Genomic DNA, 13,860 nt, shown 5'->3' with positions numbered 1-13,860 from the left:
TTTAAGTGAAATGGAGGCAATGCAATGGACAAGAACAATGTTAGCAGCGAAGGCAATAAAGTACTCTCCTGAAAAGCCCTGGGACTTATGACCTTCACCTCGGTATGGGGCTTCGGCAACATCGTTAACGGTTATGCCACGCAGGGCTTAAAAGCCGTTGTATCGTGGATTCTGATGTTTGCTTTGTACTTCATCCCTTACGTCCTTATGGTTGGTGAAATGGGCTCCACCTTTAAGGATTCTTCCGGTGGTGTATCCACCTGGATCCGCAACACGACGAACACCAAACTAGCGTATCTGGCGGGCTGGACCTATTGGATCGTCCATATGCCCTACCTGGCACAAAAACCGCAGAACATCATGATTGCCTTTGGCTGGGCCTTCTTCCAGAACGGCAAATTGACTAAAATGATGCCGCCTATCGTCATCCAGTGCCTGGCACTCGTTATTTTCTTTATTTTCCTCTGGTATGCATCCAAAGGTGTAGGCGCCTTGAAGAAAATTGGTGCTATGGCCGGTTCTTCCATGTTCATCATGTCCCTGTTATATATCCTGCTGGCGCTGGCCGCTCCGCATCTGACAACGGCCAAGACCTTCACGTATAACCTGGATTGGGAAACCTTGATGCCGAACTTCAACTTCGACTACATGACCACCCTTGCCATCCTGGTATTTGCCGTCGGCGGCTGCGAACGTCTGTCCCCGTACGTCAACAACCTGAAGAAACCGTCCAGTGAATTCCCGAAAGCCATGATTTTCATGGCTACCATGGTTGCTGTTACGGCTTTGCTCGGCACGTTTGCCATGGGCCTGATGTTTGACCCGAACAACATTCCTAAAGACCTGATGATGAACGGTGCTTATTACAGCTTCTCCAAACTGGGTCAGTATTATGGCATCGGTCAGACCTTTGTCATCATCTACGCTATCTGCAACGTCCTCGGACAGTCGGCAACGCTCGCTATTTCCATTGACGCACCGATTAAGATTCTGCTTTCTGATGTAGATCCGCAGTTCGTTCCTAAATCCTTCCTTAAAATCAACAGCAAAGGCGTACCGGTTACGGGTTATAAGATGACGGCTACGCTCGTCAGCATCCTGCTCATCGTGCCGGCTCTGGGTATCGGCGATATGACCAGCCTGTACAACTGGCTGATTCGTTTGAACGCTGTATGCATGCCGCTGCGTTATCTGTGGGTATTCTTCGCCTACATGGCGCTGAAGAAATACACCGGTACGGGCCGCTTCACCTCGGATTACCACTTCGTCAAGAGCAAAGGAATCGGGATGTTCGCCGGGTTCTGGTGCTTTGCCTTTACCGCTTTTGCCTGCATCATGGGTATGTTCCCGCGCGGCGTTGCTGCCTACACAAGCGGCTGGTACTTCCAGTTCGCTATGAACATCATCACGCCGGTCGTATTGCTCGGTATCGGCTTGATTTTCCCGACCCTGGCCAAACGGGAAAGAGAAAAAGAAGCGATGGAAAACACCTCGAAATAAGCAGCTTTCTTAGACGTAAAGAACTGTTGCCTCTTCAGGCAGCAGTTCTTTTTTTGGATTTTCACGCGCCAAACTATAATGGAATCCGTACAGGACAGAAGAAGATTAGCAAATCTCCTTCGTCGATTTTATAAGGATTGGGACTGTGAAAAATAAAAAGATGCTTTTGGCACAAGTAAAATATGATATAAACCCTGAAATTTAGAAGTTAACTTAAATTTCAGGGTTTATTTTTATAAGTTTAAAGCAAAATGCTTTGGTCATTTTGCTTCCACGGGCGAACCGCGGCCAGCGACCGGCGACCTGCGTAAAAGGGGCTGTGCAATAATGCATGCGCATTATTGCACAGCCCCTCCTATTGCTTTCCTCCCCCCACTTCGTGGTCCATCCTTCCGACTCCGTGGAAGGAGGTAGCAGAGGATCAGCAAACCGAAGGTTCGCTACTAATAAAAAAGACAGCCTCACAAATGAGACTGTCTGTGCTTTCCATGGTGGGCGCTAACAGGATCGAACTGCTGACATTCTGCTTGTAAGGCAGACGCTCTCCCAGCTGAGCTAAGCGCCCATGAAAAAATATGGTGACCGGGGGGGGAATCGAACCCCCGATACCGCCGTGAAAGGGCGGTGTCTTAACCGCTTGACCACCCGGCCAAAAAAAAATGGTGATCCGCCAGAGGATCGAACTCTGGACACCCTGATTAAGAGTCAGGTGCTCTACCAGCTGAGCTAGCGGACCACGTCAGTCAACTCCGTTGAGTGACTACTCGAATATAATACTAGATTTACCAAAAGAATGCAAGTGTTTTTTTGAAAAAAGTTGAAAAATTTTTAACAGATTTTTACAAAACTCGTATAGCCGCAAAACCACTGCTAAAAGAAATAGTATTACCTTTGCTGAATTTCAGGCATGTCTTTTCCTTCTTAACGTTTAAGCAGTGTTTTTTATTTTGTTTTTCTTTTTATGGACGATACCGAAGATGGGTGCAGATGTCAGGGAACCGATGACTAATTCAACGCGCCATCTTCATGCATCTACGCTGTTCTCCCGTTGTCGACAAAAGCTCGACTTACACCCGGTAAATCATCGCTTTGTCTCCTAGAGAGATGCAGCGTATCTACATGAATCTGACACATCTCATTTAGTCATCGGTTCCCCAAAAGACCGGGTTGGGGCCACGAAGTCGGAACTGAGCGCCAACGATACACAAGCGAAGCGCCGTGGGAGTTGTTGACGCGAAGTTTCTCAGAAGCAGCGACGAGAAGGAGCTGCGTGAGTTTCCTTTTCGGCCGAAGGCCGCACGAGTGGTCACAGCCCGGTCTGACAAAGCAGATGCGCCCATATTCGGCGTCGGACTTAAAAAGTTTCCTTGGAAAGAACTCTCTGCTCAGCTGCGTGCGAGGCTTGCCGAGTACCAGATGAGCAGAGGTGCCTTTAAACCCTCAAAAACTTGTGCGCCGCTTCCAGCACCTGCTCTACCGTCAAATTCTTCATGCACCGCATATCATCGCACTGATGGCGCATGCGTTTGTGGCAGCCGTCACAAGGCGGAATAGCCCGTACGATAATAGCATCCTTGGTATAAGGTCCGTACAAATCCGGATGACTCGGGCCGTACATCGCCACAATCGGTACTTTCTGACTGATGGCTACGTGCATAGGTCCGCTGTCATTAGTAATGATAAGTTTGCAGCGGCCCATGGCAGCAGCCAGTTCTCCCAAACGGAATTTTCCGGTCGCAATAATCGGCTGCGTTTTCATGTAGCTCACAGCCTCTTTGACCATTGCTTCATCCATAGTCCCGCCGAAAAAGACGGTACGGTACCCTTCCGACGCCAGTGTATCAGCGACCTGGGCAAAGCGCTGCGGTGCCCAGCGCTTTGTCACGACAGCACTTCCGATATTAAAACCGACAAGCAGCTGCCCCGGCATGAGTCCCTGATCTTCCCAGAAAAGGCGGGCTTTTTCCTGATGCTCCGGTCCGGGAAAGACTTCCAGACCATTATGGACAAGATTTTTTACGCCCAGCCGCGTCAGCACATCCAGGTACATATCAGCCGCGTGAATGGTCCGATTGAGTTTGATAAACGGATGGAAGAAAGGACGGAAAATGAAGTGACTTGCCCCCACCTTCACGGGCACAGAAGCCATGGCGTCGATAAAGGAACAGCGTTCATTCGGGTGCAGGTTGATCAGCACATCGAAATGAGCTTCCGAAATGCGGCGGCTCATGGCGAGAAGTGATTTCAGATTATCGTCCTTTCCCTTTTTATCAATCGTCCATACGTGGTCGATATTAGGGTTGTAATCTACGATATCCCGCAGTTTTTCATCGACGAGGTATGTAATCTCTGCCCCCGGTGCTGCGCTGCGGAGCGCATGCAAAAAAGGCGTCGTGAGCACCAAATCGCCCAGGTGCATCAAAAAAGTCACGATGATTTTCTTATGTGCAAGTTCAATCATGCGATTCGGCCTCCTTTTCCTGAAAGATTCGGTAAACGTCGTCGGGGGTTACATGCCCCATACACGTCCAGTGATCACAATGTTTTTTAAGACAGCCGGCACACGACTCGGGACTCGTCAGAATCACAGCACCCAGATCTCCGTAAGGACCGGTACGATCTGGCCTCGTCGGTCCGTAAATCGCAATCAGGTTCTTTCCGTAGGCTGCCGCAATATGAAGCGGGCCTGTATCGCCGCTCACGTAGAATCGGCACATTTTAATGAGTGCACCGAGTTCCCGGAGATTTGTGTGACCGATAAAATCAATGATGTGAGGATTGTACCCGGTCAGTTCCCAGATACGCTCACCTTTTTTACAGTCGTCCGGTCCTCCGGCAAGTACGACGTACCAGTCATCTTTGGCAAATTTCAGTGCCAGTTCGGCATAGTGCTCTACCGGCCACTGCTTTGTCTCCCAGCGGGCTCCCGGCGCCATCACAACGTATGGCAGCGGGTTCTTGTCCGGCATGCCGGCCTCGATTAACCGCTGCTTGATGGATTCGCATTGTTCCTTCAGAGCCGGCATAGGATAACTGATTTTATCCACCTTAGCTCCCAGATAGCGTGCCACATCCAGATAACGCTCAATCACATGGTCATGAATATGAGGGCCGACAATCGCCTTCGAAATCAGGCCGCTGCCTTCCCGCATTTCACCGTATCCGATGCGATTGGGGCAACCCGTCAGATACGCCATGACTGCACTCTTAAAAAGTCCCTGCAGATCAATGACAAGATCAAAATGACAGGAGTGCAGCAGATGCTTCATTTCCCGAAGTTTCCTCAGCTTATCCTTCCAGTTCATCTTGAGATAAGCTTTCTTGTCAAAATACAAGACTTCATCCACGACAGGCGGATCCGGTACAAAAGCACCAAACTGCGGATGCACCAGCCACGTAATCCGGCTGTGCGGAAACCGTTCCCGCAGCGCCCCCGCAAACGGCAGGGCATGAATGACGTCCCCCAGGGAGCTCATTTTGATAATCAGAATATTTTTATACTCCACAGCCCTTCGCCTGCCTTGCCAAAACTCGTTTTACAAACGTTAATAGATTCGTTTCCGAAAAAAGATATCCCGGAATACCGGCATTAAGTCCTGCATCCACATCGGACATCCGGTCCCCGATCATGAAAGAACCCTTCTTATCAATATCATAGTCCTTAAATGCCTGCAGAATCATCCCCGGACGAGGTTTCCTGCAGTTACACGGATGGGTCAGTTCGGGAATGATTCCCTTGGTCGGATGGTGCGGGCAATAGTAAAAACGGTCAATGCGGCCGCCCTTTTTCTCGATTTCCTTCTCCATCCAGGCATGCAGTGCCTGCATATCTTTCACCGTAAAATAGCCGCGGGCAATACCGCTCTGGTTAGTGGTGACAAAAACGAGAAAGCCCTGCTCTTTCAGCAGGGCTACAGCCTCCCGCGCGCCGTCGACCCACCGTATTTCTTCCGGTTTACTGATGTAGCCTGTATCAATATCCAGGACACCGTCCCGATCTAAAAATACTGCACGTTGACTCACAGCAGCGTCTCCTTATTTATAATAACCGTCAGAATCCTTCAGCACCTGGCAATATTCCTTCACTGCCTGGGCAAAGTCCGTAAAGCCACCGTCATAGCCGGCCGCAAGCAGTTTCGTCGTATCGGCCTGGGTATAGCTCTGATACTTACCCTTCAGCACTTCCGGGAACGGCACATAGACGAGCTCCCCGCTGCCGAAGAATTCCAATACGGCTTTCGCCATATCGTTAAACGTATGGGCGTGGCCCGTACCGCAGTTATAGATACCCTTTAATTCCGGATGATCCATGAAGTAGAAAAGCACCTTGACGACGTCCTTGACATAGACAAAGTCACGGGTCTGTTCGCCCGGGCCATAGCCGTCATAGCCTTCAAAGAGCTTGACCTGCTTGTCCTTCTGCCACTGCAGGAACATCTGCCGGACCATGGAAGCCATCTTACCTTTGTGGTTCTCCTGCGGTCCAAAGACGTTGAAGTAACGGAACCCGGCTACCTGGCTCTCGAGGGAATCCATATAGCGGCGGACATAATTATCAAAGAACAGTTTGGAAAAAGCGTAGACATTGAGTGCTTCTTCGCAGGCCGGTTCTTCACGGAATCCATGCTTGCCGCTGCCATAGGTCGAGGCAGAGGAAGCATAAAGGAACTGGATCTTGCGGTCAACCGCAAAATGGAACAGCGTCTTCGTATATTCGAAGTTATTGTCCATCATGTATTTGCCGTTATATTCCATCGTATCGGAGCAGGCACCTTCATGGAAGATGATGTCAATCTTTTCGTGATTGAACTTACCTTCTCTGATACGATTCAGAAAATCGCCTTTATCCAGATAATCCATGACCTTGAGGCCCTGGATATTCTTGAATTTCACCATGTTGGTGAGGTTATCTACAACAAGGATATCGTCGCGGCCGCGGTCATTCAGTCCCTTGACGATATTGCTGCCGATAAACCCGGCACCACCGGTTACAATGATCATAATTTGCCCTCCTTCACCAGGTTCACAATTTTTTGAATCAGTCCCGTCGTGGAATACCCATCCTTGAACGGGAGAATCTGCACGCCTCCGGCATATTCACGGCCGGCCACTTCTTCCGGCTTGTAATCGCCGCCCTTGACGATGAGGTCAGGACGCAGCGTACGCACAAGTTCGGTCGGCGTATCTTCCCCGAAGAGTACGACACCATCCACGCAGCGCAGTGCGGACAGGATTCTTGCCCGGTCGACTTCCCCGTTAAGCGGACGAGTCTCCCCCTTGAGGCGCTTGACGGACGCATCCGTATTGACACCAACAATCAAATGATCTCCCAGGCGGGCTGCTTCTTCCAGATAGGAAATATGTCCCGTATGGAGGATGTCAAAGCAGCCATTCGTAAAGACGACCGTTTCTCCTGCCACCTGCCACGTTTTAACCAGGCGCTGGGCTTCTTCCCAGCTCATCGGTTCATATTCATGCCCGGCCCGTTCGTGATCGGACAGTACTTCCTTGAGCAGTTCATCGCGGTGCACCGCATATGTACCGACTTTGGATACGACAATTCCTGCTGCCTTGTTAGAAAGTTCCAGTGCATCGGCAAGCGGCAAATGGCCTGCTGCCGCAGCAAGCAGCACGGAAGCGACCGTATCGCCGGCACCGGACACATCAAAGACTTCCTGCGCCGTAGCCGCTTCTGTAATCACTTCGTGGTCGTTGACCAGCGTCACGCCCTTTTCGGAGCGCGTCACCACGACATTGGCAATATCAAATTCGTCATGAGCACGGCGTGCCAGCCTTACCAGCGGTTCTGTTTCGTTAGGAACCTGGACGCCTGCCTCCTCGCACATTTCCTTGACATTCGGTGTGATAAAGTCACAGCCGCGGTACTTGTTCCAGTTGGAGCCTTTCGGATCAACCAGCACGGGCACGTCAGCCCCGTGAGCCAGCCGGATCACTTCCTGACAGAAATGATCTGAGCAGACGCCTTTGGCATAGTCTGACAGCACAATCCCGTCAAGGCCTTCAGCAAGCCGCTTTTCATACCATTTAAGGAGGGTTCTCTCCTCCTCCGCCGACAAATCCCCCGGCTCCTCAAAATCAAGGCGCAGCATCTGCTGCCGGGAACCGATAACGCGCAATTTAGTAATCGTGCTGCGGTCCGGTGAAGGATAAAGACCCGAAAAATCAATTCCTGCAGCCTGCAGTTTCGTCTCAAGAATCGTGCGGTGAGCATCGTGCCCCGTCACGCCGCAGGCATAGACATGGGCACCGAGTCCTGCAAGGTTAGCAGCCACGTTGCCCGCCCCGCCGAGTACGCTCGTCATGCGGCGGACCCGGTTGACCGGCACCGGTGCTTCCGGGGAAATCCGTTTGACTTCCCCATAATAGTATTGATCCAGCATAATATCGCCGATAACGGCAATACGCATCTTCGATAACTTATCTGTCAAAAATTCAATTACTTGATCGTTGCTCATTACGCTTCCACCAATTCACAAAGGATATGACCCATGAGTTCATGAATTTCCTGCACCCGTGCTGTATTATCTTCCGGTATGTTAAGCAGGATATCGCACATTTCTGCCATCTTACCGCCCGTACGAGCCGTAAAACCGATGACACGGATGCCCTTTTTACGAGCAGCTTCGATAGCCTGAATTACATTGGCACTGTTGCCGGATGTCGAAATAGCAAGCAGCAGGTCGCCTTCCTGTCCCAGGCCTTCCACCTGACGGGCAAAAATGCGGTCAAACCCGTAATCGTTGCCAACGGCCGTCAGAATCGACGTATCCGTGGTCAGAGCAAGTCCTGCCATGCCTTCCCGTTCCTTCTTAAAACGGCCGACAATTTCAGCAGCCCAGTGCTGGGCGTCGGCAGCTGAGCCACCGTTGCCGCAAAACATAATCTTGCGTCCCGAAGCAAGCGTCATCTTCATCAGACCTGCCGCATCCTCGAGATTCTTCATCAGTCTCTTGCTGCCCATGACACGGTGAATCAATTTTTCATGTTCCAAAAAACGAGCATTGATTACTTCCTGTACATTACCAACGGAAGAGGTCATAGTTCACACTCCATTCATCGTCGCCGCCGTCATAGCGCTTATCGCGGTATTCAAATCCCAGACGGAAGCAGCAGAAATCGTGGTCCCAACGCCAGATATATTCATAGATATTGTGCTGCGCTTCATCATACCGCGTAATAAAGGTAAGATGATCCCGGCTGCCAAAATTCTTGACAATGCCCCACTGAACTTCACGGTCCATATCAGGAGCGCCGTAATCGAAGATAGAAGCGCGCCGCTTCTCCCAGTAATATCCGAGCCAGGTATAGAAGCCTGCTCCCATATCACGGTTTGCTACAGCAGAATAAACCCACGTTCTCTGCCTCTTATCGCGCGCATTTTCATCAATCCACTTATGGCCCATACGAAGATTCAAATTAACCGGTCTGTCACCATGCGTCAGATGGATTGGATCGTGCTTCAGGAACGCGGCATATTCCGTGTGCCAGCTTCTTCTTGAATCTTCCTTCCAGTAACCGTTGCTGGCGTAAGCGGAATAGGAAATTGGAATATAATCGCTGAAATAATGGTCTTTATAGACAAGCTTGATATCATGCTCTTTGCGGATCCAGTTGTTATCATCATCTTCATCATAGCCTTCACTGAGGCGCAGATAGAAGTTCTTAAAGTCCTGCGTATCCGAGACCATAGGGCGCCAGCCAACCTTCGAATAATACTTGATGTCGGCACGCACCGTATTCGAATCGCTGAGAGGATAGGCCAGGTTGAAGCGGAACTTCCAGCCCTGATCATCATCATAACCGATATGAGGAACCATGCTCTCGCCCGAATCCTGCGCCGTCAGATCATTGATCCAGCGGTCACGGGAATAAATGTGCTTTCCTCTGAGGTACACCTTAACGTCGTAAGCGATGATTTTATCGTTAGGATAAATCACGACCTTATTGGCCCGCACTTCGGCACAAGGCGGATGCTTGACAGCCGGGCAGCGCGTCACCTGGCCGCCTTCGTCGAGTTCCGTCCGGTCCGGATAAATCGTAGCGCTGTCTGCGTGATAGATTTCCGTCCCGCTGGTGCCCTTCATATTCTTGACCGTACCGGTCTTTGTCTTGAAGTTATAGTAGCCCCATTTGGCATCCGTCGTGCTCGGCGGATCGATCATACGGCCGCCTTCGAGCAGATACGTATCTCCCGTAATGGCGTTGCCGCGTGCTTCCGTCGTATAGAGCTTCTGGTCGCCCTGATACATGCGGACATTGCCCGTTGCCGTGAAATCCCCCGTTTCGGAATCGTAGATTACGTGATCACCGTAAATGGTAATCGGCAGTGATGAAATGGCGCCGGCCGGGCTTTCTTCTCCCCGGGCTTCCCGTTCTCTCTTTTGCTGGGCTGTTTCACCCTGGGCAATGATAATTTTTTCTGTCTCGGCGTCCGGCTCATCCTGAAGCCGTTTGACGCTTTCCGCACGGCGTGCGTTACGAGCCACATCTTCCAAAGTCTGAGGCACATATACAGGCCCATTTTTCGTAAAAAGAGGACCGCCTTCATATGTTTTTTCCGCCCACGCCGTCGCAGGCAGAAGCAGAACCAGCATGGTGCCTAATGTAAGCACTTTATTGTTCATCGATGAGTTCCTCCACTCGTTGGCTCACCCTGTCGGGCTGAATATAATGCAATAAAGAATATACCATGGTAATTATACCACAATAATGGGGATGGTGAAAAATCAGCACCCCCGGAAAACGGACATTATGTCTTTTAAATTATAAACTGTATTGCTTTAGATGAAAAATAAAAAGTGCCTTTAGGCTTTGGCTTTTGGTGAAAAGAAAAAGTGGCTAGTGGTTAGATGGCAAGTGGTTAGTACACTAGTGTGGGTATTTTTCATAGCGGATTCTTGAGGAAGAAAGAAACGGGTAGTAAGTAATCAGCCTTCGGCAGAAAGGGACATCACCCACCGCTTTTCGGAAGGCCTGATGCCATCAGGCCTTCCTGCGGTCCCCCCTCTTCAATGTCGCGTAGCGACGTCGAAGAGGGTCACTACTGCCCCGATTGGGTGTTGGTTTGGATTTTACAGCGTTTCTATCGCACCAATTCTTGTTGTCCGACTGAATACCCACCGCAAGCGGTCCCGCCATAACTTACTTTCCTCCCCCGCAAAGCGGGCTCCCTCCTTCCACTGGACGGAGGTTGTAGAGGAATTCCAAACCTTACGGTTTGGCTTAACTAGGGAAAACAAGAGGGCAGGTGCAACAATTTTTCTTTTGCTTTTTTATTATTTAAATATACCGAAAAGCTGCTACCAAAAGACCTTCTTTCACGCCGCTACGCGGCGTCGAAGGAAGGGGAACCGCTTGCGGTGGATGGTAGAATGTTTCCACGGGCAATCCGCGACCGGCGTTTTTCTGATACAAAAAAATCGGGGCTGCCGCAGCAGCCCCGATTTTTGAATTTTATTCTTCTGCCAGATCCAGGTCGATGTCCATATCTTCATCGTCCTCGGATGTATCCGTATTACTGTCGGATTTGCTGGTTTCTTTCTTACTGGCTTCTTCCTGCTTCTTTTCATCCGCAGCAAGGGTAGCTTCCGTTTCGTCATCCGCACGGTCCGTCTTGGTGGTATCTTCCTTGACGGCAGTTTCATCGGTATTGGTATCGGTTTCAACTTCATCCGGTTTTTCTACCGTGTTAATCTTCTTCAGCTCTTCTTCGGAAGCGCTGACAGCCTGCTGGCCGCTTTGCGGAACGCCTGCCAGGATAATGCCCTGTACCGGCGTATCTTCCTGCACCTGCACGTACGTATTGCTGCCGGCCGGAATCGTTACGGAAGAGCCTTTCACAAAAGCACCGCCGACTACGCCGACAGGCCCGAAGAGAATCATGCCGCCGATAGAGGCACCGGCTGCACCGGCAGCCGTCTTGGCCTGCTGTTTAGCCAGTTCACCCATCGTGACAGGAATCTTCTCGCCGCTGACACCCGTCACATCCGTAAAGTTGATATCGATGCGGGCATCACGTCCGAAGATTCTCGGCTGTACGACTTTAGCAATCGTCGCCGTGCCCTTGGCGCCTTTCGGAAGCACCAGGGCTTCACCGACATACACGTTGTCATCCACAGCGATGTCAACCTTATCGCCGGCTACATTTTGCTTACTGCTGAGATCTTCCATGAACTTAATCTTGATCAGGGAATCTTTCGGCAGCGTCACAGCCTGACGAGTCAGGCTTCCGGATGGGAAGGCAGCTTTGTTCAGGCGGTTCAGACGGGAAAGAATCGTATCATTCGTGTACTGGGATCCGAAAATCTGGTTTTCCAGAGCACCGATTCTGTCTTTGGCACCATCCGTAGACATCCGGTCGGAGAACTGCCATTCAATCGCATTCATCTGAGCTGCTATCGAAAGCTGCTTTCCGCTCGGAGTTCCTTCCACACGGTTATAAACACGATCTACGCGGCTCATTACGGAACCGCTGGATTTTTGTCCGTACAGATCCTTTTCCACTTTGTCAACACGGGTAATCAGGGAACCCGCCTGTTCCTGACCGTACAGAAAAGTTTCTGTCGCAGCCAGCTTGTCTGCTACTGTCGATGCTGTCAGCGATTCCTCGGCAAAAGCCGGTGTCAGACAGGTCAGGCATAGCAGCGCTGCCATTAACATACTGATAAGTTTTTTATTCACGACGTACACCTCCGTCAGATTTGTCTAACATTTATTTTAACATAAAGAGCGGCAAGTGACTAGTGTTCGGCCGTTCTCAGGCACTTTTTCCGGGTTTTACACTCTTTTCCAGGGGCGCAGGGCTTCTGCCATCGCGGCACTCATATCATCCATGAGCGCATATCGGCGGCGATGGTTGGCGCGTTTGGAAGGTTTCAGCTCAGATAGGTCACGGCGCCGTTCTTCCAGCGGAATGACATAAAAACGCGGATCTTTGTCCGGCGCTCCGCCGCATTCCGCCCAGAAATCTCCAAAATTCGTTTTGAGTTTCCGATCCATACGCACATGGTTCATGGCATAATAACCTTCATTCGTCACGGCATAAATCTTTTCGCAGCCCATGAGGTCCGCTAACGTACGCAGTCCGTAAAAAATCAGGTTCTTTGTCCGATACCCGAAAAATTTCTTTGTCATTGCCTTCACGGCATCATTGCCGAGCGTTGTTCCCTGAAGGGCACCGACAAAGATGCACGGTTTCCCTGTATCCGGCGCCGGAGAAAGCCAGAACATAATCTGGTAAAAATCGATTTCTCCCCACCGCAGTACCAGGGAAAGGCAGCCTTCCTTGCGCTGTCCCGGGTGGAAAAGTATTTCCATGGTCAACGGTTTTTCCTGGAATTCATCACGCCAGAGCGTCACCGTTTCGTGGTCGTGATAAATCCGCCGCAGAAAATCATCCGTCATCACTTGCCTCAGCAAGGTCAGATGATCCTTAACCAGTTTGACTCTCTCGTCCCACTGCGCTCCCTTGTAAAAGAAGGCCCGAGTTGCCTGTTCCAACAGGCAGGGCATTCCCTCATAGACATCTTTCCATACCGGATCGGAAGCAAAAAAAGTTTGCAGCCCCGTTACCGAGCTGCTGTGCAGCAGGCAGCGCGCCAGAAAAACAATATAACGTTTTCGTTCTTTTAAATGTTTACAATTATAGCAGGCATGACCTGTTCTCTCTAAATCCGCCCAGTTCATGAATCTCCCTCTCTGTGAAAAAAGGCGGTCAACGCGGACCGCCTTTTCATTTCTCTAAGACTATTTGTTCATTTTCACTGCTTTGTTCAGTTCGCGTTTGCAGAGGAAACGGAAGCGCTGATGCGGGTAATCATACTTCGGAGGAATTGCTTCAGTTTCTCTGGAATCACGGAAGCGATACCGATCTTCATCGTATTTACCGGTCTTTACATTGATGCAGGCAAAGTTGCCGACAAAATTCAATTTTGTTTCCGGCTCACGGCGAACATAATCTTCCGTGACTTCAAACTTATCGACGCTCATGGCCACAACCATATCGGCGCCGGTTGCTTTTGCTACTGCGGCAAGACCTTCTTTGGTAAAGAGTTTATCCTGCTGTTCCAATGCTGCCTTACGAACCGGTGCTGCATCGACAATATCATATTCCGGATACTGGAAAAGTTCACCTACGACAGAGCTGTACGCAATCGGTTTAATACCGGCATCATCTTCGACTTCTTCCCCGATGATCAGCGGTACCACTGCCAGTTTCGTAGATGCGTCAGCCTTACTGAAACCAGGAACAGCAAAGGCTGCGCAGAACAAGGCAGCGGCAAGCATCTTTAAAATTTTATTCATGTGAACAAGCCTCCTGTTTAATTTTCTCCAACTATT

At 50.4% G+C, this 13,860-nt stretch carries 11 protein-coding genes and 3 tRNA genes; 1 reads left to right on the top strand and 13 read right to left on the bottom strand.

Translation table 11 applies throughout. From position 1 onward, the window contains the following. Window positions 1–87 precede the first annotated feature (87 nt). A complete protein-coding gene (locus LKE33_06500) occupies window positions 88–1,500 on the top strand; it encodes an amino acid permease (GenBank protein MCH3950566.1) in 1,413 nt (470 codons plus the stop codon). A gap of 489 nt (window positions 1,501–1,989) precedes the next feature. Here LKE33_06500 and LKE33_06495 read toward each other — a convergent pair. From LKE33_06495 to LKE33_06435, 13 genes are all read right to left on the bottom strand, one after another. Further along, a tRNA-Val gene (locus LKE33_06495) sits at window positions 1,990–2,065 on the bottom strand. Between the two features lie 11 nt (window positions 2,066–2,076). Further along, window positions 2,077–2,151: transfer RNA gene (locus LKE33_06490), tRNA-Glu, on the bottom strand. A gap of 9 nt (window positions 2,152–2,160) precedes the next feature. Then, window positions 2,161–2,236, bottom strand: a tRNA-Lys gene (locus LKE33_06485). Window positions 2,237–2,932: 696 nt separating this feature from the next. After that, on the bottom strand, window positions 2,933–3,961 hold the full coding sequence (locus LKE33_06480) for a glycosyltransferase family 9 protein (protein MCH3950565.1): 1,029 nt from the start codon (window positions 3,959–3,961) through the stop codon (window positions 2,933–2,935). Next, complete coding sequence (waaF, locus tag LKE33_06475) at window positions 3,954–5,006, bottom strand: lipopolysaccharide heptosyltransferase II (GenBank protein ID MCH3950564.1); 1,053 nt, start codon at window positions 5,004–5,006, stop codon at window positions 3,954–3,956. Before waaF ends, LKE33_06480 begins: the two co-directional genes overlap by 8 nt. After that, window positions 4,996–5,523, bottom strand: coding sequence for a D-glycero-beta-D-manno-heptose 1,7-bisphosphate 7-phosphatase (gene gmhB, locus LKE33_06470; protein MCH3950563.1), 528 nt, complete (start codon window positions 5,521–5,523; stop codon window positions 4,996–4,998). Before gmhB ends, waaF begins: the two co-directional genes overlap by 11 nt. Before the next feature lie 12 nt (window positions 5,524–5,535). After that, on the bottom strand, window positions 5,536–6,501 hold the full coding sequence (rfaD, locus tag LKE33_06465; GenBank protein ID MCH3950562.1) for an ADP-glyceromanno-heptose 6-epimerase: 966 nt from the start codon (window positions 6,499–6,501) through the stop codon (window positions 5,536–5,538). Beyond that, entirely contained in the window at window positions 6,498–7,976 is a 1,479-nt protein-coding gene (rfaE1, locus tag LKE33_06460) for a D-glycero-beta-D-manno-heptose-7-phosphate kinase (protein ID MCH3950561.1), read from the bottom strand. The genes rfaD and rfaE1 overlap by 4 nt, the downstream gene beginning before the upstream one ends. Next, on the bottom strand, window positions 7,976–8,560 hold the full coding sequence (gene gmhA / locus LKE33_06455) for a D-sedoheptulose 7-phosphate isomerase (GenBank protein MCH3950560.1): 585 nt from the start codon (window positions 8,558–8,560) through the stop codon (window positions 7,976–7,978). Before gmhA ends, rfaE1 begins: the two co-directional genes overlap by 1 nt. After that, window positions 8,541–10,145: an organic solvent tolerance protein OstA gene (locus LKE33_06450; protein ID MCH3950559.1), complete on the bottom strand. Its 1,605-nt coding sequence runs from the start codon at window positions 10,143–10,145 to the stop codon at window positions 8,541–8,543. Before LKE33_06450 ends, gmhA begins: the two co-directional genes overlap by 20 nt. An 829-nt stretch (window positions 10,146–10,974) precedes the next feature. Continuing rightward, window positions 10,975–12,201 carry a hypothetical protein gene (locus LKE33_06445; GenBank protein MCH3950558.1) on the bottom strand — a complete coding sequence of 409 codons (1,227 nt, stop codon included), beginning with the start codon at window positions 12,199–12,201 and terminating at the stop codon, window positions 10,975–10,977. Between the two features lie 96 nt (window positions 12,202–12,297). Continuing rightward, on the bottom strand, window positions 12,298–13,206 hold the full coding sequence (locus LKE33_06440) for a VirK/YbjX family protein (protein MCH3950557.1): 909 nt from the start codon (window positions 13,204–13,206) through the stop codon (window positions 12,298–12,300). Between the two features lie 60 nt (window positions 13,207–13,266). Further along, complete coding sequence (locus LKE33_06435; GenBank protein ID MCH3950556.1) at window positions 13,267–13,824, bottom strand: hypothetical protein; 558 nt, start codon at window positions 13,822–13,824, stop codon at window positions 13,267–13,269. Between the last annotated feature and the right edge of the window lie 36 nt (window positions 13,825–13,860).

The sequence above is a fragment of the Acidaminococcus sp. genome (assembly GCA_022482815.1).
Taxonomy (GTDB): Bacteria; Bacillota; Negativicutes; order Acidaminococcales; family Acidaminococcaceae; genus Acidaminococcus.
This window is presented reverse-complemented; position numbering and strand designations above follow the sequence as displayed.